Origin of the sequence: Edwardsiella anguillarum ET080813 (assembly GCF_000264765.2) — a bacterium.
GTDB lineage: Bacteria > Pseudomonadota > Gammaproteobacteria > Enterobacterales > Enterobacteriaceae > Edwardsiella > Edwardsiella anguillarum.
In genome coordinates this window covers 2,184,728-2,205,047 of sequence record NZ_CP006664.1, presented here as the reverse complement: position 1 = coordinate 2,205,047, position 20,320 = coordinate 2,184,728, and the positions used below count along the sequence as shown (strand labels likewise).

Sequence of the window (20,320 nt, the reverse complement as noted above, 5' to 3'; positions counted from 1 at the left end):
TACGGACCCGCTGCGCGCCGCTGATGCCCTCTTATCGACGACGTGCTCCCGCGCTGACGCGGGCGGCATATACGCATCCATAGATTATCCCATGTGACCATTAGCACATTTTTTATACAAAAATTTATTATTACATTATTAAAAAATGGTGCTGATCACCCTCTGTATAACGATTCTACCGATGCTAAAAATCATTGATTCAGGTCAATAAAATTTGCTTTATCAAATCGCCATTCCCATATATAGTGTCTCTGAAGTAAACAAACACCTATATATAGTAGTTATCCACAAAGCATCCACACAACGCGTGTAAAGCCTGATTTCACGCGGCTTTGTGCTGTGGATAACCGGTAGATGGATGCACACCACAATCACAGGAGCGAGAAAACGGTGAAACCTATCGTGATTAAACGGGACGGTTGTCAGGTACCCTTCAACGAACAGCGTATCAAGGAAGCGGTGCTGCGTGCAGCGCAGGCAGCTGACGTGGATGATGCCGATTACTGCGCAACCGTTGCCCGCGTAGTCGCTATGCAGATGGCCGATCGCGAGCGTGTGGATATCAACGATATCCAGCACGCCGTAGAAAACCAACTGATGGCGGGCAACTATAAGCAGCTTGCGCGCGCCTACATCGAGTACCGTCACGATCGTGACGTTGCCCGTGAGCAGCGTGGCCGTCTTAATCAGGATATTCGCGGACTGATCGAACAGAGCAACGCGGCCCTGCTCAATGAGAACGCCAACAAAGACAGTAAGGTTATCCCAACCCAGCGCGATCTGCTGGCGGGGATCGTCGCCAAACACTATGCCAAACAGCATTTGCTGCCGCGTGACGTGGTGCGGGCCCATGAGCGCGGAGAGATCCACTATCACGATCTCGACTACTCGCCGTTCTTTCCCATGTTCAACTGTATGCTGATCGATCTGAAAGGCATGCTGACCAACGGCTTTAAGATGGGCAACGCAGAAATCGAGCGGCCGAAGTCCATCTCTACCGCCACCGCCGTTACCGCACAGATCATCGCGCAGGTTGCCAGCCATATCTATGGCGGAACGACCATCAACCGTATCGATGAGGTGCTGGCTCCCTTCGTCAGCGCCAGCTTCGCCAAGCATCGCCAAATCGCCGAACAGTGGAATATCCCCGACGTAGAAGGCTATGCCCACGCGCGCACCGAGAAAGAGTGCTACGATGCGTTCCAGTCGCTGGAGTATGAAGTAAATACCCTTCATACCGCCAACGGACAGACCCCGTTTGTCACTTTCGGCTTCGGCCTGGGCACCAGCTGGGAGTCGCGGATGATCCAGCAGTCGATTCTGAAGAACCGTATCGCAGGCCTGGGTAAAAACCGTAAGACCGCGGTATTCCCCAAGCTGGTCTTCGCCATTCGCGACGGACTTAATCACAAGTTCGGCGATCCGAACTACGATATCAAGCAGCTGGCCCTCGAGTGCGCCAGCAAGCGCATGTATCCGGACATCCTCAACTACGATCAGGTCGTCAACGTCACCGGCTCCTTCAAGACCCCGATGGGCTGCCGTAGCTTCCTTGGCGTCTACGAAGAGAACGGCGAGATGATCCACGACGGGCGTAATAACCTGGGGGTCATCAGCCTTAACCTGCCGCGCATTGCGCTGGAGGCCCAGGGTGATGAGACGGCCTTCTGGAAGCTGCTCGACCGCCGTCTGGAGCTGGCCCGCAAGGCGCTGATGACCCGCATCGCACGTCTGGAAGGGGTGAAGGCCCGCGTTGCGCCGATCCTGTATATGGAAGGGGCCTGCGGCGTACGCCTGAAAGCGGATGACGCCATCGCCGATATCTTTAAAAATGGCCGCGCCTCCGTATCGCTAGGCTATATCGGGATCCATGAGACCATCAACGCCTTGTTTGGCACCCAGACGCACGTTTTTGACGATGCGGCGCTGCGCGCCAAGGCTATCGCCATCGTTGAGCGTCTGCGTCAGGCTACCGATACCTGGAAACAGGAGACCGGCTATGCCTTCAGCCTGTACAGTACGCCGAGTGAAAACCTGTGCGACCGCTTCTGCCGCCTGGATACCGCCGAGTTTGGCCTCGTTGACGGGGTCACCGACAAGGGCTATTACACCAACAGCTTCCATCTGGACGTGGAGAAGCAGGTCAATCCCTACGACAAGCTGGACTTTGAGGCGCCTTACCCTCCGCTGGCTAACGGTGGATTCATCTGCTACGGCGAATATCCTAACCTGCAGCACAATCTGAAGGCGCTGGAGGATGTCTGGGACTACAGCTATAGCCGGGTTCCCTACTACGGAACCAACACGCCGATCGATGAGTGCTATGAATGCGGCTATACCGGCGAGTTTGAGTGTACCAGCAAAGGCTTTACCTGCCCGAAATGCGGTAACCATGACTCAACCAAGGTATCGGTTATCCGCCGCGTCTGCGGCTATCTGGGCAGCCCGGACGCGCGTCCGTTCAACGCCGGCAAGCAGGAAGAAGTGAAGCGCCGCATCAAGCACCTGAACAACGGTCAGATAGGCTAAACGCGCCTGGTCGATCGCCATCCCATCCCGGGCAGTCCGCTGCCCGGTTGCTTTTGCGGGGGGCGCCCCGCAGGACAAACATCATGAATTACCATCAGTATTATCCGGTCGATGTCGTCAACGGCCCGGGCACCCGCTGCACGCTGTTCGTTGCGGGCTGCGTCCACCAGTGCCCCGGCTGCTATAACAAAGCCACCTGGCGCCTGGACTCCGGCGTACCGTTCACGGCGGCGCTGGAGGATCGCATCATTGCCGATCTCAACGATACCCGGATTAACCATCAGGGGCTCTCCCTCTCGGGCGGTGACCCGCTGCACCCGCACAACGTGGCGACGATCCTACGCCTGGTACAGCGGGTACGCGCCGAGTGCCGCGGTAAAGACATCTGGCTGTGGACGGGCTATCGCCTGGAAGAGCTCACGGCGGAACAGCAGGCCGTGGTGAAGCTGATCAATGTCTTGGTGGACGGCAAGTTTGTACAGGATCTCAAAGATCCCATGCTGATCTGGCGCGGCAGCAGCAATCAAGTCGTCCACTACCTGCGCTGAGCCGCCCCGGGCTCAGACGGCACCCGCCGCCGTCTCTCCCAGACGCTGCACCTGCTCAGATTCCAGGATCTGCAGGCGATACCCCGCCGGGTACAACGCACAGTGCAGCATGGCACGCGCCACGCTATCGGCCTCGATCGCCTTCCATTTTTCAGGCAGCAGGCGGAACAGCGGCTCGGAGATCTGCTCCAGCAGACGCGGCTTGGCCCGTTCCCCCTGCAGCAGGGAAGGGCGCAGCAGAGAGAGCCGTCGCCAGGCCTGCCGCTCTAAAGCCTGCTCCATCTCCCCCTTGGTGCGGCTGTACAAAAACGGCGATTGGGCATTGGCCCCCAGCGCGCTGACCACTACATAGTGGCGGCAGCCGTGCTGCAGCGCGACCGCGCCGCACTCGACCACCAGCGAGTAGTCCACGTAGCGAAAGTCGCTGTCGCTGCCGGCCGCTTTGCGGGTGGTTCCCAGGCAGCAAAAGGCTACGTCGCAGGGGGTATCCCAGTCCAGCATAGCCCGGCAAATATCTGCGCCGACGGGGTTAATCAGCTTGGCCGACGCCGGCAACGCCGTACGCGTCGGCGCATAGATCTGGGTAACGCGGGGCTCTGACGCCAACAGCGTCAATAGCGTACGCCCGATAAGACCGGTCGCCCCAAGAAGCAATACGTTCATCGGTGACTCCTCCCTGTTTTTTGGCGGCTTCCGCCACGGTATACACCGTCAACGCCGGAAAGGATCGCCCGTTCCGCGCCGACGTCTCGCACAGCGATAGCTACTCTTAGTATACCCCCACGGGCTCGCCCTCGCGGGCCCAGTGACGCTTATGGCCAAAGCCACAGGTATTGTCGGTCATCTTCACCCGCATCAGACGCAGTCCCCAGACCGGCGATGGCCTAGCCCTCGCCAGCGGAAAACGGCGATAGTAGGCAGCATACGCCGCCGCTGCCGCCTCTCCGCCAAGGCACGCGATCCGGCCGTGAAACTGTATTCCCTGGATCTTCGCCACGCTGCGCGTCTGATGCGCCACCGTACCGACAACCCGAGGGTTGGCCGACATCAGCTGCCCGTGATGAGACGCCGGCGAGGTCAGCAGGTACAGCGTCATCGTCGGCGCATCCAGCGCATAAAAACAGTCGGCGCACCACAGCGCCTCCTCCTGCCCGGCGGCCAGCGTCACAATGTGCTGGCGAGTCAGGAAGCGCCGGATGGCCGCCAACGTCTCGTCGTTGCTCATTCCCTCTCCTACCGCCGCGCCGGGGCTCGTCCCCGGCGCCGCCGTCGCGTACACTGATCCCTCCGTTTCCCACCGAGAGATCCCAATGCAGAATACTGTAGCGCATAATGGATGGTATCTGTACATGCTGCGTACCGCCGGTGGTGCGCTGTATACCGGTATCACCACCGACGTCGCGCGCCGCCTCCGCCAGCATCAGTCGGGTCGGGGAGCCAAGGCACTGCGCGGCAAAGGACCGCTGACGCTAGCATACCAGTGCGCGCTCTCGCGCGAGCTGGCCGCACGGCTGGAGTATTGCGTTAAGCAGCTGAGCAAGAAACAAAAAGAGAGGCTGGTCGCCGACCAGCCTCTCCATCTGTTACCGTGGTTAGCCAACGGCGGCTACCTTACTTCGTCAGGTAAATCTTATTCGCCTGCGCAAAACGTTCCCGCATCTGCGGCGACGGCCCCCTACCCACCAGGCTGACCAGCACGATAGCCAACGAGGCCAGAATAAAGCCGGGAATGATCTCATACAGGTGGAACCAGGCATATTGCTTCCACACGACCACGGTGGCCGCCCCTACCAGCATCCCGGCCAGCGCGCCGTTACGCGTCATGCCCGGCCACAGCAGGGAGATAATAATCACCGGGCCAAAGGCGGCGCCGAAGCCGGCCCAGGCATAGCTCACCAGATCGAGCACATAGTTGTGCGGGTTGGCCGCCAGTCCGATGGCGATTAGCGCGATCAGCATCACCATGGTGCGGCTGACGATCACCAGCTCCCGCTGATTGGCATGCTTGCGCAAAAATGCCTTATACAGATCTTCGGTCACCGCGCTGGCGCTTACCAGCAGCTGGCAGCTCAGGGTGCTCATCACCGCCGCCAGAATAGCCGACAGCAGAATCCCGGCAATCCATGGATTAAACAGCAGCTTGGAGAGGGAGATAAAGACCCGCTCTTTGTTTTCGTGCACCTCCAGCGCCAGCTGCGAGTGCGTAGAGAAGAAAGCGATACCGAAGAAGCCGACCGCAACCGCCCCCCCCAGACAAAAGATCATCCACACGATGCTAATTCGACGTGCCTTACGGATCGTATGGTGGGAGTCAGCTGCCATAAATCGCGCCAGAATATGCGGCTGCCCAAAATAGCCCAGACCCCATCCCATCAGGGAGACGATCGCCACCCAGTCTAGTCCACGGAACAGATCCAGATAGGCCGGGCTGCGCTGCGCAATGGCGTTCATGGCATCGTCAAAGCCGCCGACGCTGACCACCACCATCACCGGCGTCAGGATCAGGGCAAAAATCATCAGGGTCGCCTGTACGGTATCCGTCCAGCTGATGGCCAGGAAACCGCCGATAAAGGTATAGGCAATCGTCGCCGCCGCGCCGGCCCACAGCGCGCTTTCGTAGCTCATGCCAAAGGTGCTTTCAAACAGACGGGCCCCGGCGACGACGCCGGAGGCACAGTACACGGTAAAAAATACCAGAATAATCAACGCTGAAATCAGACGTAGAATACGCTGCTTATCCTCAAAACGCTGGGTAAAGTAGTCCGGCAGCGTCAGCGCATTATTGTTCAGCTCGGTGTGCACCCGCAGGCGCCCGGCCACGATGCGCCAGTTAAGGTAGGCACCCAGCACCAGTCCGATGGCGATCCAGCTCTCCGACAAGCCGGCGACAAAGATCGCACCCGGCAGTCCCATCAGCAGCCAGCCGCTCATGTCCGACGCCCCGGCGGAGAGCGCGGTCACCACGCTGCCCAAACGGCGTCCCCCCAAAATATAGTCAGAGAAGTTATTGGTGGCGCGATAGGCCAGCAGACCGATCAAGATCATGCCGAAGATATAAATTAGAAACGTGATTAGTGTCGGTGTATTAACACTCATCCTGTACCCCTGTCATCACGGTGTCACGCACCGTTTTTTTTGTTGTTAAAGGAGGCGCTGTCCACGGCGCGGAGCTGCGGGCGAAACACAGATGATACCGCCGCTGTCTGGGCTATGGCCCGGATGCGTACGGCAGTACGGCAGTGAAACGCCCAATACGCGATCAGGCGCGGCGAGAGGCGCAGACGATGGCGATAAATGCGTGGAGCAGGCTGACTTACTCCCCCGCCCGCCGGCAGGCGAACGGGGGGAAGCATGATAGACCCAGCGGGGAAGAACGACAAGCGTTCAGAAGATAAGCGGCGGGATCGGCACCCGCCGCACAGGCTTAAAAACGGTTAAACGGCTCGGCGTACTCGATGCGCCCGCGGGCCTGCTCCAGCGCCTGCGGCGCCAGCGCGTATACCTGAAAGAGCGCATCGCATCCCGGCCAGCGACAGTGCAGAGCGTGCTGCGCCGCATTAACAAAGCCAAAGCGCTGATAGTAGTGTGGTTCCCCCAGCACCGTCACACCGGCATAGCCGAACTCATTCAGGGTATCCAGCCCCTCATAGACCAGCCGCTCTGCGATCCCCTGACAGCGGTAGGCCTCATCCACCGCCAACGGTGCCAGTCCAACCCACTGGCACTCCTCACCGCCGACCGTCACCGGGCTGAAGGCGGCATAGCCGACCACGCCCCCCTCATCATCCGTGGCCACGACCCCGAGGGTCAGCAGCCCGTCCTCACGCAGGCAAGAGACCAGCTCGGCCTCGTCAGCGCCCGTAAAACAGCGGCGCAGCAACCTGTCAATGCCTGGCGCATCGACGGGGATCTCAGCCCGGATCAGCATGATGTCACCGCACGCGCAGCGATCGGCGTGCCCTCCCGCAGACCGGCCTCGACAAAATCAGCCAGCTGTATCAGCGCCAGGCGTAGCGGCGCCGGCATCAGCTCAGGATCGATGGCGTCCATCAGATTTTTCACCTGCAACCCCAGCTCGGTGTCGCCCTCAATACGCAGACGACGCTGGAAGAAAAGCGTATCGGGATCCTCTTTGCGGGCGGCGATCAGGATCAGATCGTTAGCATCCGCGCTGAAGCTGACATCCGCCGATTGATGACGACCAACGTGCAGCGTCCCCTGCTGCACGGTGACAAACCAGCGCAGACCGAGATCGCGCACGTCAACCTGCAGCCAGCGCCCGTCGAGAAACGCCAGCTCGTCCTCGGCCAGCGCCTGGCGAAACTGCCAGGCCAGCAGCTGCTCCAACACATGCCGCTGCAGGACAAACGGCGTAACTTTTAACGGCAGGCTCAAAAATGCCGGCCCCTGACGCACGATGCGTGCTCGCAATTGTTCCAACACCGCAGTGACTCCTTCTGATCAGACAGCGTCTATTCTGCCACAACCGCCCATGCAGACTGCGTCTTATATCAACAAAAAGGCCCGTCATTGTCACGGACTAATACACCGCCGCCGCCATTGCACAGGCCACCTGGTAACAGTGACTCAACACGCCGGAAACTGCCTGAAATCAAAACAATTACATAACATTTTATCTAGAATGACACCTTAGCGGACAGGACACCGCCCGGGCCGCGGTGTCGATATCCATCCCCTAACACGCCACGCCCGGCGCTATCCGTGGCCAAACTCAGGAATTCACCTATGGAGCTGCTGTGCCCCGCCGGCAACCTGCCCGCCCTCAAGGCGGCCGTAGAGAATGGTGCCGACGCTGTCTATATTGGACTGAAAGACGATACCAATGCCCGCCATTTCGCTGGCCTCAATTTTAATGAGAAAAAGCTGCAGGAAGCGCTGGAGTATGTGCACCAACGCGGCCGCAAGCTGCATATCGCGATCAACACCTTTGCCCATCCCGACGGCTATATCCGCTGGCAGCGGGCGGTAGATATGGCCGCCCAGCTGGGCGCTGACGCGCTGATCCTCGCCGATTTGGCCATGTTGGAGTACGCCGCCGAGCGCTATCCCCACATTGAGCGCCACGTTTCGGTGCAGGCATCGGTGACTAACGAGGAGGCGATCCGCTTCTACCAGCGCCACTTTGCGGTCGCACGCGTGGTGTTGCCGCGCGTGCTTTCGCTGCATCAGGTAAAGCAGCTGGCGCGCTGCAGCCCGGTGCCGCTGGAGGTCTTCGCCTTCGGCAGCCTGTGTATCATGTCCGAGGGACGCTGCTACCTCTCCTCCTACCTGACCGGAGAGTCTCCCAATACCGTCGGCGCCTGTTCCCCCGCCCGCTTCGTGCGCTGGCAGCAGACACCGCAGGGCATGGAGTCCCGCCTCAACGACGTCCTGATCGATCGCTATGCCAATGACGAAAATGCGGGCTATCCCACTCTGTGCAAGGGACGCTATCTGGTTGACGGCGTGCGCTACCATACGCTGGAGGAGCCGACCAGCCTGAATACGCTTGCGCTGCTGCCGGCGCTAATGGAGGCCAATATCGCCTCGGTTAAAATCGAGGGTCGCCAGCGCAGCCCGGCCTATGTCAGCCAGGTAACGCGGGTATGGCGGCAGGCTATCGATCGCTGCCGCCGCGATCCCGAACACTTCACCCCCGACGCCGCCTGGATGGAGGCGCTCGGCGCCGTTTCAGAAGGTGCGCAGACCACCCTCGGCGCCTATCACCGCCGATGGCAGTAAGGAGTCCGACCATGCAATTCGCACTCGGCGCAGTACTGTACTGCTGGCCACAGGCCCGCCTGGAGGCTTTCTATCGGGCCGCCGCCGTCAGCGAGGCCGACATCATCTATCTGGGCGAGACGGTCTGCAGCAAACGGCGGGCCATGAAGTCCAGCGACTGGCTGGCTCTGGCCCGCACGCTGGCTGACAGCGGAAAACAGGTGGTTCTGTCGACCCTGGCGCTGCTGCAGGCGCCCTCGGAGCTGAGCGAGCTACGCCGCTATATCGAGAACGGAGAGTTTCTGATCGAGGCCAACGATCTGGCGGCAGTCAACATGGCCGCCGAGCGGCATCTGCCGTTTGTCGCTGGCCCCGCGCTCAACTGCTATAACGCCGTCACGCTGCGCCTGCTGCTGCGACAAGGGATGGTGCGCTGGTGCATGCCGGTAGAGCTGTCGCGCGACTGGCTACGCAACATTCGCCAACAGTGCGATGAGCTGGGGATCCTCGGGCAGTTTGAGACCGAAGTCTTCGCCTACGGTCATCTGCCGCTGGCCTACTCCGCCCGCTGCTTTACCGCCCGCGCGGAAAACCTGCCCAAGGATGAGTGCGACACCTGCTGCATTCGCTATCCCCAAGGGCGACGGGTCCTGTCCCAGGAGCAGCAGCAGGTTTTTGTCCTCAACGGGATCCAGACCCTGAGCGGCTATTGCTACAATCTGGGCAACCAGCTGCGGGAGATGCAGGGATTAGTCGATATCGTACGCCTTTCTCCGCAGGGGGACGAGACGCTGGAGATGCTGAGCCGTTTCCGAGCGAACCAGCAGGGAGAAGCGCCGCTGACGCTGGCGCGTCAGGCCGAATGCAACGGCTACTGGCACCAGCTGGCCGGGCTGACCCTGTCAAACTGAGCCAGCCTGACAAAACGGGCGCACTGAGCGCCCGTTTGACTTCGTCTCACCGCCGTGACTCACGAGGCCTTGCGCGCCATGATCTCAATAATCTGGGTATCCGTCTGGCGCATCGCGCCGCTGGCCAGCGCGCACAGGTTGGCGATCGACTGATCCACGTCGTGGGCCACGATCCCCTCATTGCCGCTCACCGCGCTGTCGTCCAGCGCCATCAGCACCGCCTTGAACGCGGCGCTGGCGCTGGTGGAGACCTTCATCGCGCAGCTGTTGGAAGCCCCGTCACAAATCATTCCGCTCACGTCGCCGATCATGCTGCCGATCGCCATGGCGACCGCCTCATAGCGGCCGTCGATCAGCCAAGCGATACCGGCCGCAGCGCCCATCGCCGCCGTCGTGGCGGCGCACAAGGCTGACAGCGTCGGCAGCTTACTGTGGATGTAGATCGCCGTCAGATGCGACAGCATCAGCGCTCGCGCCAGCTGCTCCTGCGAAGCCTGCATGTGCTCGGCGACCACCACCACCGGCATGGTCGCGGTGATCCCCTGATTGCCCGATCCCGAGTTGCTCATGGCTGGCAGCACCGCCCCTCCCATACGCGCATCGGAGGCCGCAGAGGTACGGATCATGATCTCGCTGAGCAGATCGTGAGAGAGCAGGCCACGCTCACGCTGCTGGGCCAGCGTAGCGCCGATGTGCAGACCATAGCGACTGCGTAGCCCTTCACGCGACAGCGCACCGTTCAGCTCCGCCGCATCCAGAATAAAGGCGATACGCGCCAGCGGGACATCGCAGGCAAAGCGGTAGACCTGCGCCAGCGAGGCCCGGGCCAGACAGTATTCCGCCGTCGTCGCGGCGTTCGCCACATCGGCGGCGCGAAAGATCTCGCGATCGTTATGCGCAATATGCACCACACGGGTATGATCGCCGGCAATGGTCACCTCGGCCCACGCCTCACCGGCGTAAACCCGGGCGCAGGAGAGCAGCACCTGCTCACAGGGCTGCTCCATACCGACGCTAACGCGGCCCTCTGCCAGCAGCGCACGGGCGGCGGCTACCGACTCGGCAGAGGCGTGTTTAATCACCTCCAGTCCAGCGTCCGCGTCCCCTCCAAGCGCTCCCAGCGCCGCGGCGATCGGCAGGCCGACCATCCCGGTACCCGGTACCGTGACCCCCATACCGTTCTTCATCAGGTTGGGCGACACGCGGCAGACAACGCGATCCACCGGCGCAGCCAGCTGACGCGCCGCGATGGCGGCGGCCAGTGCCAGGGAGACTGGCTCGGTACAGCCGACGGCCGGCTTGACCTCATGACGCACGGCGCGAATAAACTCCGCCCACAGCGCGTCAGTATCACAGGCGTTTTGTATCGTATTCATGCTTTAAACCTTTGGTTGTTACCGCTATCGTTGCACGTTATCCCTCAGGAAAAGGCCAGCAGCGGCGAGATACACAGCAGCAGCCCGGTGATGATAATCACCAGCAGGGATACGCCCTTATACTTATGCAGCGCCGGAACCCGGTACACCAGATAGGCGGGGATCAGGCATCCCACCATCCCGAAGATCGGGCTGCAGATGGAGGTAAAGCTCAGCACCGGCGCATTGAGGATAATCGCGCCCCAGGCCAGCAGAACGGCAAACACCATGATGCCGTTTTGAACCCAACGCCCCTTAATTCGCTCCGGCGGCATCATGCGCCGCAGCAGGTTCATCACGATTCCCTGAGTGGCTTCGCGAAAGCCCAGATACACGCCAAAGAATGCCGTCATCACCGCGAAGATATTCAGGATAACGCTCACCACGGTGACCCAGTTGCCGGCCCCACCGTCGATGAACTGCGCGGCGATAGCCAGCGCGGAGATATTCTGTTGATAGGCCTTAACCGCCTCGTCATGCCCCATCGCCAGCGTGAAGGAGACCGCGTAGAAGAAGACCGTCACGAACAGAACGCCAAAGGCGATGTTCATAGCACGCAGCGCCTTGTAGCGGGCCACCTCGCGCGATTTGCAGTGCGCCCGGTATGAGATAACCATCGGGCTGAGCGTCTGAATGAACAGGATCGAGGTCAGGGTAAACGGCAGCGTGATCACCGCATTTTTCACCAGCAGCCCCAGCGGCGGCAGCGCACCCACGTTATACAGATGCCACATTCCGACCATGGCAATCCCCAGTGCGGCCACTACCAACAGTTTGGTCAGCACCATAAAGCTGGAAAGCTTAAACAGCAGCTGCTCACCGCGCGAGGAGATGGCCACCAAGACACAGATCAGCGCCAGCCCGTAAAAGGGGTTTTCAGAGAGCAGCCCCTCCGTCACGCCGAAGGTGTGCAGGTAGGAGGCGCTGTCATTGGTAATGGCGGTGGAGTAGACGAACATCCAAATCACCAGCATCACGAAGTAGAGCGCTCCCAGTAAAATCCCCCAGTTTTTTCCCAGGTAGCCGCTGATCACGCTGGGATAATCACGGCACTCCGGCGACTCGGCCAGGGTATTGATAAACAGGCGCTGAAACAAATACATCGCCGGATAACCCACGACGGACGACAGCAGGAAAACCCACAGTCCCATCAACCCAACCTGAACCGGCAAAAAGACGATGCCGGCCCCGATCGCCATCCCGATGCTCATAATCACCCAGCCCACATCGGTACTGTCAAAACGGGTCGCCTCCCGCCACTCGCTGTCGCTCATACCGTCCCGGGGGACGGCGGGATGATCTGTCAGTGCCACACTGCTCATTTGTGTCGTTTCCATCGTCGCTCTCACTTGCCATTTCAACGGCGGGATCCGTGGCCAATAGGAGTCTGTCTCTACCGTGCCGGAGCCGCCTGTAGGGAATTATCATCGTTATGATTTACAGAATCGGATGCCGCGCGGCAGAGCGATGGCGCAATAACATCATGAGGTGCAGGCATTATTATTGTGATGTGATCATAGCGCCGTCGCGGGAGAAAAATTTTTCAACTCATCGCTCTGCCATTGGAGGTCACATAAAAAACTTTCTCCATAAAGGCGGATGTTTTGAATATTTACCTACATAAAGAGGAAAAGGTAAAAATATTTTTTATATGAATAAGGAATATATTAATAACTTATTGATATCTATTTTCTTTTTCTATCGAGACGAAGATGGGAGGACGAACAAGAAAAAAGGCGTCGGGAAGAAAAGTGTGCCGCCGATCTCGTTTTTTTATAGATACAGCGCACATTTTAGTTGATTATGCTGTTTTTTTTATTATTCAAGAAAATTTCAAAATAAAAAACCAGTGAACCGCATAGGCCTGGGCCATAAAAAAGGCCAGCCCGAGGGCTGGCCTTCTATGCGCTTATCGCTGCCGATTACGCATCGTTGAAGCGACGACGGCTGTGGCCATTGTCGTCTGAGCGGGTGCTGCGACTATCGCGATTGAACCCGCGATCGCCGCGGCGATCGTCAGAGAAACGACGCTGACCGCCAAAGCTGCGGCGATCGCCATCACGACCGCCGTCGCGACCGCCGAAGCTGCGACGCTCACCACCGCGCTCACGACGCGGCTCACGCGCCGGCGCATCACCGATCAGCTGCATATTCATCGGCTTGTTCAGGATACGGGTACGGGTAAAGTGCGTCAGCAGATCGCCCGGCATGCCTTTCGGCAGCTCGATGGTGGAGTGCGAACCGAACAGACGAATGTTGCCGATATAGCGGCTGCTGATATCGCCTTCGTTAGCGATTGCACCCACGATATGACGAACTTCGACGCCATCGTCACGACCCACTTCGATGCGATACAGCTCCATATCACCGACTTCGCGGCGCTCACGACGCGGGCGCTCACCGCCGCGCTCATCGCGCTCGCGACGGGCGAAGCGATCGCCACCGCGCTCATCACGCTCGCGGAATTCACGACGCGGACGACGTTCAACCACCGGGTCCGGCGGCAGGATCAGCGGACGTTCGCCCTGCGCCATCTTCAGCAGCGCGGCGGCCAGCGTCTCCATATCCTGCTCATCTTCCGGCTGCAGCTTGGCCAGCAGCGCACGGTACTGATCCAGATCGCTGCTCTCCAGCTGCTGCTGAACACGGGCAGCAAACTTGGCCAGACGGCGAGTGCTAAGCAGCTCGGCGTTCGGCAGTTCCACTTCTGGAATGGTCAGCTTCATGGTGCGCTCAATGTTGCGCAGCAGACGGCGTTCACGGTTATCAACGAACAGCAGCGCACGGCCGGCGCGACCGGCGCGGCCGGTACGGCCGATACGGTGCACATAGGACTCGGCATCCATCGGGATGTCGTAGTTGACGACCAGGCTGATGCGATCGACGTCCAGCCCACGGGCGGCCACATCGGTCGCGATCAGGATATCCAGACGACCGTCTTTCAGGCGCTCCAGGGTCTGCTCACGCAGCGCCTGGTTCATGTCGCCGTTCAGCGCCGCGCTGCTGTAGCCGTTACGCTCCAGCGCTTCGGCCACTTCCAGGGTGGCGTTCTTGGTGCGCACGAAGATGATCGCCGCATCAAAGTCTTCCGCTTCCAGGAAACGCACCAGCGCTTCGTTTTTACGCATCCCATACACCGTCCAGTAGCTCTGGCTGATGTCCGGGCGGGTCGTCACGCTAGACTGGATGCGCACTTCCTGCGGCTCATTCATAAAGCGACGGGTGATACGTCGGATCGCCTCCGGCATGGTGGCAGAAAACAGTGCAGTCTGATGCTCCGCCGGGATCTGCGCCATGATGGTCTCAACGTCTTCAATAAAGCCCATACGCAGCATTTCGTCGGCTTCGTCCAGCACCAGTCCGCGCAGGCTGGTCAGGCTCAGCGTACCGCGCTTCAGATGATCCAGCAGACGGCCCGGCGTACCGACCACGATCTGCGGCCCCTGACGCAGGGCGCGCAGCTGAACGTCATAACGCTGGCCGCCGTACAGGGCAACCACGTTGATACCGTGCATATGCTTAGAGAAATCCGCCATGGCTTCAGCCACCTGTACCGCCAGCTCGCGGGTCGGCGCCAGCACCAGTACCTGCGGTGCTTTCAGGGACGGATCGATATTGTTCAGCAGCGGCAGGGAAAACGCCGCCGTTTTACCGCTGCCGGTCTGCGCCATGCCCAGCACGTCGCGCCCGTTCAGCAGGTGGGGAATACAGGCCGCCTGAATCGGTGACGGCTTCTCATAGCCCAAATCATTCAGGGCTTCAATAATAGGTGCGGCTAACCCCAGGTCAGCAAAAGTAGTTTCGAACTCAGCCATGTAAACGTGCCTCATGTGCAATGGCGGCCAGTCTGCATAACTCGTCTAGAAAACGAACAACATTTTTCATTGAAAAGTGTGAACCGGCTCAAATTAGATGAAATGACGAACAAAAAAACCTCGCCCGTTAGGACGATTAAATCAATGATTTAAGGATATAAATGCCCGTCAGCTTATTGCTGGTCCGATTCTGGTATGTCGTCTTGCTCTTGACCCAAGCGGGCCAATTCCAACAGTGCGTAACGGTTCTCAACAAAGTTATGAACGTTGTTGGCCACCGTCAGTTTGAACAATGCAGAAGCACTGCTCTTTTCCCCCAGACTCAGGTAATGTTTACCTAAATAGAAGTCAGTTTCACTGAGATGCTCAGCGAGCGAAGTGTTATCCGTTGCATCTGCCTGTAAGCGTTCCATCAGCGTTTTCTCGCTGATTTTGCCCAGGTAGAATTCGACAATATTCCATCCCCATTGACTCCGGTTCGCTTTATTATAGCGCTGGCTTAGCGCCGTAAGCGCCTGCTCCTGATTAAGCTCACGCTCAGCCAGGTAAAGCCATAACGACCGGAACGGATCGTTGGGATCGTCTTGATAAAACGCCTGCAGATCATCTTGCGCTAGCGAATACCGCCCGCCGTAGTAGAGGGCAATACCGCGATTTAAACGCGCATAGCTGTAAGTTGGATCAAGCTCTAGTACAGAATCAAACGCTTCATAGGCGGCATCAAAGTTGCCCGCCTGCGTTAAATAAATACCCAGATAGTTAAAAACCTCTGGCATATCAGGACGAATGGCCAGCGCCTGCGAAAAATCGTTACGCGCTAACGCCCTCAGTCCGAGACTATCATACAGTACTCCGCGCTCATAGAGAAGCTGTGCGCGTTCATCATCCGTTAATGCTCGGCTGGCAAGGATCTGCTCCATGCGCGCCAGCATTACCTCCTGCTGCAGCGAGGGCTGCAAAGGAATGGCCAGTACTTCGTTTTGGCGCCAATCAGCGTTGCTGCATCCTGCCAACAGAATTGCTGTCGCAACATAACACCAGCGCAAGATAGGCTTCATTTCCCAACTCCCGAAGACCAACACGGATAAACTTCCTATCATCCATCAACGTGCCATCGCATCCTGCGATAGCGTAACAAACGGCTTCCCAACAATGGGAAGCCGTAATACCAACGAGATTACTCTGCGTCAGTCGGTGCGTCCTGACCCGCAGCTGCGCTGGCGTTGGCTTCCTTGATGCTCAGGCGTACGCGACCCTGACGGTCGACTTCCAGCACCTTAACAGCCACTTCCTGACCCATCTGCAGGTAGTCGGTCACTTTCTCTACGCGCTTGTCGGCGATCTGAGAAATATGAACCAGACCCTCTTTACCGCCGCCGATGGCCACAAAGGCGCCAAAGTCAACGATACGGGTCACTTTACCCTGATAGATACGGCCCACTTCGATCTCGGCGGTGATCTCTTCGATGCGGCGAATGGCGTGTTTGGCCTTATCACCGTCGGTCGCTGCGATCTTCACGGTACCGTCATCTTCGATTTCGATGGTGGTACCGGTCTCTTCCGTCAGCGCGCGGATCACAGAACCGCCCTTACCGATCACGTCCTTGATTTTCTCAGGATTGATCTTAATGGTATGGATACGCGGGGCGAATTCGGAAATATCGCCGCGCGGCGCATTGATCGCCTGCTCCATCACGCCCAGGATATGCAGACGCGCACCCTTGGCCTGGTTCAGGGCAACCTGCATGATCTCGCGGGTGATGCCTTCGATCTTGATATCCATCTGCAGCGCGGTCACGCCGTCGCGGCTACCGGCCACTTTAAAGTCCATATCGCCCAGGTGGTCTTCGTCACCCAGGATGTCAGACAGAACGACAAAGTTATCCTGCTCTTTTACCAGACCCATGGCGATACCCGCTACGGCAGCTTTGATCGGCACACCGGCGTCCATCAGCGCCAGAGAGGCACCGCAGACAGAGGCCATAGAGGAGGAACCGTTGGACTCAGTGATTTCAGAGACCACACGCACCGTGTACGGGAACGCATCCTGAGACGGCATTACCGCCAGCACACCGCGCTTAGCCAGACGGCCATGGCCGATTTCACGGCGCTTCGGTGAGCCCATCATCCCGGTTTCACCGACGGAGTACGGCGGGAAGTTATAGTGTAGCAGGAAACGGTCGGTGCGCTCGCCCATCAGCTCATCGATATTCTGCGCATCGCGTTCGGTGCCCAGGGTCGCAGTCACCAGCGCCTGCGTTTCGCCACGGGTAAACAGCGCAGAGCCATGGGTACGCGGCAGTACGCCGGTACGCACGTCCAGCGCACGGATCATGTCCTTCTCACGGCCATCGATACGCGGCTCACCGCGCAGAACGCGGCCACGCACCACGGCTTTCTCCAACGCACCCAGGATATCGCTGATCTCACCGGCATCCAGCGCATCGTCTTCCGCCAGCAGATCGGCGATGACGGACTCTTTGATCTCGTCAACTTTCGCGTAGCGGGACTGCTTTTCAGTGATGTGATAGGCTTCGCCCAGGCGGGCCTCGGCCATCTCGGCCACGCGGCGCTGCAGCGCAACATTCACTTCCGGCGCATGCCATTCCCAGCGCGGTTTACCGACTTCGGCGGCCAGCGCTTTGATATTTTCGATGACGATCTGCTGCTGCTCGTGGCCGAAGACCACCGCGCCCAGCATCTGATCTTCGCTGAGCAGATCGGCTTCAGATTCCACCATCAGCACGGCGTTGTCGGTACCGGCCACCACCAGATCCAGACGGCTCTGTTTGAGCTCATCCTGAGTCGGGTTCAGCACGTACTGATCGTTGATGTAACCCACGCGAGCGGCACCGATCGGGCCGTTGAACGGGATCCCAGACAGGCTCAGCGCCGCGGATGCACCGATCATCGCCACGATATCCGGGCTGACCTGCGGATTCACGGAAACTACGGTCGCAACGACCTGCACCTCATTGAGGAAGCCTTCCGGGAACAGCGGGCGGATCGGACGGTCGATCAGACGCGCGGTCAGGGTCTCACCTTCGCCCGGACGGCCTTCACGGCGGAAGAAGCCGCCGGGGAAACGACCGGCCGCGTAGGCGCGCTCCTGGTAGTTAACGGTCAGCGGGAAGAAGTCCTGACCTTCACGGGCTTTTTTCGCCCCAACCACGGTAACGAATACCGCGGTGTCATCCATGGTCACCATCACGGCTGCGGTAGCCTGGCGTGCCATCATGCCGGTTTCCAGCGTAACGGTATGCTGGCCGTATTGGAATTTGCGAACGGTTGGCGTTAACAAAGTCATATTCCTTGTATCTATCGCGCACCGCCCCTGCGGAACGGTGCCTTTATATAACCGGAGGCGTTGTCACATTCTCGCGACTAATGCAAAGCGCCGTCCCCAGACGGCGGCTTGCATTAGCCGCGCGAACCTCTGTAACAAGACGCCGGCTACACCCTTTTTATCTGCAACGACAATACATTAACCTGATTTGCCATTGCTTCCTAGAAGAAAGGGGCCAACGTTGGCCCCTTTGCTACAGAAAATCGTTAGATTAGCGACGCAGACCCAGACGCTCGATCAGGCTGGAGTAACGTGCTACATCTTTACGCTTCAGGTAGTCCAGCAGCTTACGACGCTGGGAAACCATGCGCAGCAGACCACGACGGCTGTGGTGATCTTTTTTGTGCTCAGCGAAGTGGCCCTGCAGGTGGTTAATCTGCGCGGTCAGCAGTGCAACCTGCACTTCGGTGGAACCGCTGTCGTTGGCATCACGACCGAACTCAGCAACGATTTTAGCTTTCGCTTCAACGCTTAGAGACATTATAGAACTCCAAATTTGAAAAGTTTAAAAAACGGGCGCCGATCTCTAATTCAGCAACCCAATGTATAAGCCGCGCTATTCTACTCTGCACCCCGCCCATTGGCAAGAAATCAGCCGATTCTGAGCGCGGTTGGCACGCCGCAAATCTCAGACCGGATCGTCCTCGGAGAGGCGCGATGCCACTACCATACGGCGCGGCGCCAGGCGCCCCAGCTCGTCCACCTCACCGACGCCGATAAAGCGGCGCGCCGCCCCGACGCTGATGCGCACCATGCCGCTTTGCAGCAGGTCCGGCGTCTGTACCGGCTGCCCCAGCTGTATATAGCCAGCGACGATCTCCGACAGATTCACCTCCGGCAGGTGCGCGGCGGCCGTATCCATCGGCAGCAGTAGCGGATCGAGCAGCAGGCGGGGATCGCGCTCTTGCTGCTGCGCCTGCGCCAGCAGCGCCTGCAGCTGCTCCAGCGTGACCATCCGCTCGCTCGGATAGCCGGAAACCTGCAGGCGCCGCAGATAGATAACGTGCGCGCCGCAGCCGAGCACTTCGCCCAGATCGTCGATAATGGTGCGAATATAGGTGCCCTTGGAGCAGTGGATCTCCAGCTCCAGCTCATCCCCTTCCCAGCGGATAAAGCGCAGCTCAAACACCGTGATCTCACGCGATTCGCGCGGCACATCGATCCCCTGACGAGCATATTCGTACAGCGGGCGCCCCTGGTACTTGAGCGCCGAATACATAGAGGGTACCTGGCGACCAGGGCCGCGGAACCCCTCCAGCGCCTGCGCTAGCTCGGCCTCGCTGAATGTCAGCGGTCGCTCACACACCACTTGACCATCGGCGTCGGAGGTATCGGTACGCTGCCCCAGGCGGGCGACGACACGATAGCGCTTGTCGGCATCCAGCAAAAACTGAGAAAACTTGGTCGCTTCACCCAGGCAAATCGGCAGCATCCCAGTCGCCAGCGGATCCAGCGCGCCGGTATGCCCCGCCTTGTTGGCGTTATAGATGCGCTTTACCTTCTGCAGCACATCGTTAGAGGACATCCCCTGCCCTTTATCCAGCAGCAGGACGCCGTTAATATCGCGGCCGCGGCGACGGGGTCGAGACATTACGCCTCCTCATCGCGATCGGCGGCGGTCCTGCGCGCCTCATCGTCTTTCACCACGTTGCTCACCAGATTGGACATGCGCATCCCCTCAACCAGCGAGGCGTCATAGGCAAACGTCAGCTCCGGCACCACGCGCAGACGCATCGCTTTACCCAGCAGCATGCGGATAAAACCGGACGCATCCTGCAACGCCTTCAGACCGGTTTTTACCGTCTCCGGCTCACCGTCGTTCAAAAAGGTGACAAACACCTTGGCATAGGCCAGATCGCGTGAGACTTCGACGCCGGATACCGTCGCCATGCCAACCCGCGGATCTTTGACCTCACGCTGCAGGATAATGGCGATCTCTTTCTGCATTTCCTGCGCCACGCGCTGAGTGCGGCTAAATTCTCTTGCCATGATAGTTTCTCCAGACAAACAGGGGGGCCTGAGCCCCCCGATTAGC

The 20,320-nt window shown here is 59.2% G+C and carries 19 protein-coding genes; 5 read left to right on the top strand and 14 right to left on the bottom strand.

Annotated features, from left to right (window positions below):
* Positions 1-390 precede the first annotated feature (390 nt).
* Positions 391-2,529 (top strand): anaerobic ribonucleoside-triphosphate reductase, encoded by a 2,139-nt coding sequence (gene nrdD / locus ETEE_RS09905; protein ID WP_034162864.1) that lies wholly within the window; start codon positions 391-393, stop codon positions 2,527-2,529.
* 83 nt (positions 2,530-2,612) lie between these two features.
* The gene (gene nrdG / locus ETEE_RS09900; protein ID WP_034162865.1) at positions 2,613-3,077 is read left to right on the top strand and encodes an anaerobic ribonucleoside-triphosphate reductase-activating protein; all 465 of its coding nucleotides are present in this window, start codon (positions 2,613-2,615) and stop codon (positions 3,075-3,077) included.
* Positions 3,078-3,089: 12 nt separating this feature from the next.
* Here nrdG and ETEE_RS09895 read toward each other — a convergent pair whose 3' ends face one another.
* Positions 3,090-3,740: an NAD(P)H-binding protein gene (locus ETEE_RS09895; protein WP_034162866.1), complete on the bottom strand. Its 651-nt coding sequence runs from the start codon at positions 3,738-3,740 to the stop codon at positions 3,090-3,092.
* A 106-nt stretch (positions 3,741-3,846) separates the two neighbouring features.
* On the bottom strand, positions 3,847-4,302 hold the full coding sequence (locus ETEE_RS09890) for a YhbP family protein (protein WP_034162868.1): 456 nt from the start codon (positions 4,300-4,302) through the stop codon (positions 3,847-3,849).
* An 85-nt stretch (positions 4,303-4,387) separates the two neighbouring features.
* Here ETEE_RS09890 and ETEE_RS20085 point away from each other — a divergent pair, with 85 nt between their 5' ends.
* A complete protein-coding gene (locus ETEE_RS20085; protein WP_071881945.1) occupies positions 4,388-4,768 on the top strand; it encodes a GIY-YIG nuclease family protein in 381 nt (126 codons plus the stop codon).
* On the opposite strand, the gene putP is transcribed toward ETEE_RS20085, so the two are convergent.
* The 3 genes from putP to ubiT form a co-directional block, all read right to left on the bottom strand.
* Complete coding sequence (putP, locus tag ETEE_RS09885; RefSeq protein ID WP_034162869.1) at positions 4,689-6,173, bottom strand: sodium/proline symporter PutP; 1,485 nt, start codon at positions 6,171-6,173, stop codon at positions 4,689-4,691. The genes ETEE_RS20085 and putP overlap by 80 nt on opposite strands.
* A 328-nt stretch (positions 6,174-6,501) precedes the next feature.
* The gene (locus ETEE_RS09880; protein ID WP_034162870.1) at positions 6,502-7,005 is read right to left on the bottom strand and encodes a GNAT family N-acetyltransferase; all 504 of its coding nucleotides are present in this window, start codon (positions 7,003-7,005) and stop codon (positions 6,502-6,504) included.
* Positions 6,999-7,520, bottom strand: a complete 522-nt coding sequence (gene ubiT / locus ETEE_RS09875; protein ID WP_034162872.1) for a ubiquinone anaerobic biosynthesis accessory factor UbiT — start codon at positions 7,518-7,520, stop codon at positions 6,999-7,001. Before ubiT ends, ETEE_RS09880 begins: the two co-directional genes overlap by 7 nt.
* Positions 7,521-7,823: 303 nt before the next feature.
* Between ubiT and ubiU the strand changes: the two genes are divergently transcribed.
* Complete coding sequence (gene ubiU, locus ETEE_RS09870; protein ID WP_034162874.1) at positions 7,824-8,819, top strand: ubiquinone anaerobic biosynthesis protein UbiU; 996 nt, start codon at positions 7,824-7,826, stop codon at positions 8,817-8,819.
* Positions 8,820-8,830: 11 nt separating this feature from the next.
* Positions 8,831-9,709: a U32 family peptidase gene (locus ETEE_RS09865; RefSeq protein WP_034162875.1), complete on the top strand. Its 879-nt coding sequence runs from the start codon at positions 8,831-8,833 to the stop codon at positions 9,707-9,709.
* Positions 9,710-9,768: 59 nt separating this feature from the next.
* Here the strand turns inward: ETEE_RS09865 and ETEE_RS09860 are convergent, their stop codons facing one another.
* The 9 genes from ETEE_RS09860 to rbfA all read right to left on the bottom strand — a co-directional run bounded on the left by ETEE_RS09860 (position 9,769) and on the right by rbfA (position 20,274).
* Positions 9,769-11,085, bottom strand: a complete 1,317-nt coding sequence (locus tag ETEE_RS09860; RefSeq protein ID WP_034162876.1) for an L-cysteine desulfidase family protein — start codon at positions 11,083-11,085, stop codon at positions 9,769-9,771.
* 44 nt (positions 11,086-11,129) lie between these two features.
* On the bottom strand, positions 11,130-12,461 hold the full coding sequence (locus ETEE_RS09855; RefSeq protein ID WP_034162877.1) for an SLC5/6 family protein: 1,332 nt from the start codon (positions 12,459-12,461) through the stop codon (positions 11,130-11,132).
* Between the two features lie 585 nt (positions 12,462-13,046).
* Positions 13,047-14,939, bottom strand: a complete 1,893-nt coding sequence (locus ETEE_RS09850) for a DEAD/DEAH family ATP-dependent RNA helicase (protein ID WP_034162878.1) — start codon at positions 14,937-14,939, stop codon at positions 13,047-13,049.
* Positions 14,932-15,009, bottom strand: a complete 78-nt coding sequence (yrbN, locus tag ETEE_RS22330) for a protein YrbN (protein WP_107775295.1) — start codon at positions 15,007-15,009, stop codon at positions 14,932-14,934. The genes ETEE_RS09850 and yrbN overlap by 8 nt, the downstream gene beginning before the upstream one ends.
* Positions 15,010-15,112: 103 nt before the next feature.
* Positions 15,113-15,997: a lipoprotein NlpI gene (gene nlpI / locus ETEE_RS09845; protein ID WP_012847283.1), complete on the bottom strand. Its 885-nt coding sequence runs from the start codon at positions 15,995-15,997 to the stop codon at positions 15,113-15,115.
* A gap of 119 nt (positions 15,998-16,116) precedes the next feature.
* Positions 16,117-18,240 (bottom strand): polyribonucleotide nucleotidyltransferase, encoded by a 2,124-nt coding sequence (gene pnp, locus ETEE_RS09840; RefSeq protein WP_034162879.1) that lies wholly within the window; start codon positions 18,238-18,240, stop codon positions 16,117-16,119.
* A gap of 256 nt (positions 18,241-18,496) precedes the next feature.
* Positions 18,497-18,766, bottom strand: coding sequence for a 30S ribosomal protein S15 (gene rpsO / locus ETEE_RS09835; protein WP_005281373.1), 270 nt, complete (start codon positions 18,764-18,766; stop codon positions 18,497-18,499).
* 147 nt (positions 18,767-18,913) lie between these two features.
* Entirely contained in the window at positions 18,914-19,876 is a 963-nt protein-coding gene (truB, locus tag ETEE_RS09830) for a tRNA pseudouridine(55) synthase TruB (protein WP_034162880.1), read from the bottom strand.
* A complete protein-coding gene (rbfA, locus tag ETEE_RS09825) occupies positions 19,876-20,274 on the bottom strand; it encodes a 30S ribosome-binding factor RbfA (protein WP_034162881.1) in 399 nt (132 codons plus the stop codon). The genes truB and rbfA overlap by 1 nt, the downstream gene beginning before the upstream one ends.
* Positions 20,275-20,320: the final 46 nt, after the last annotated feature.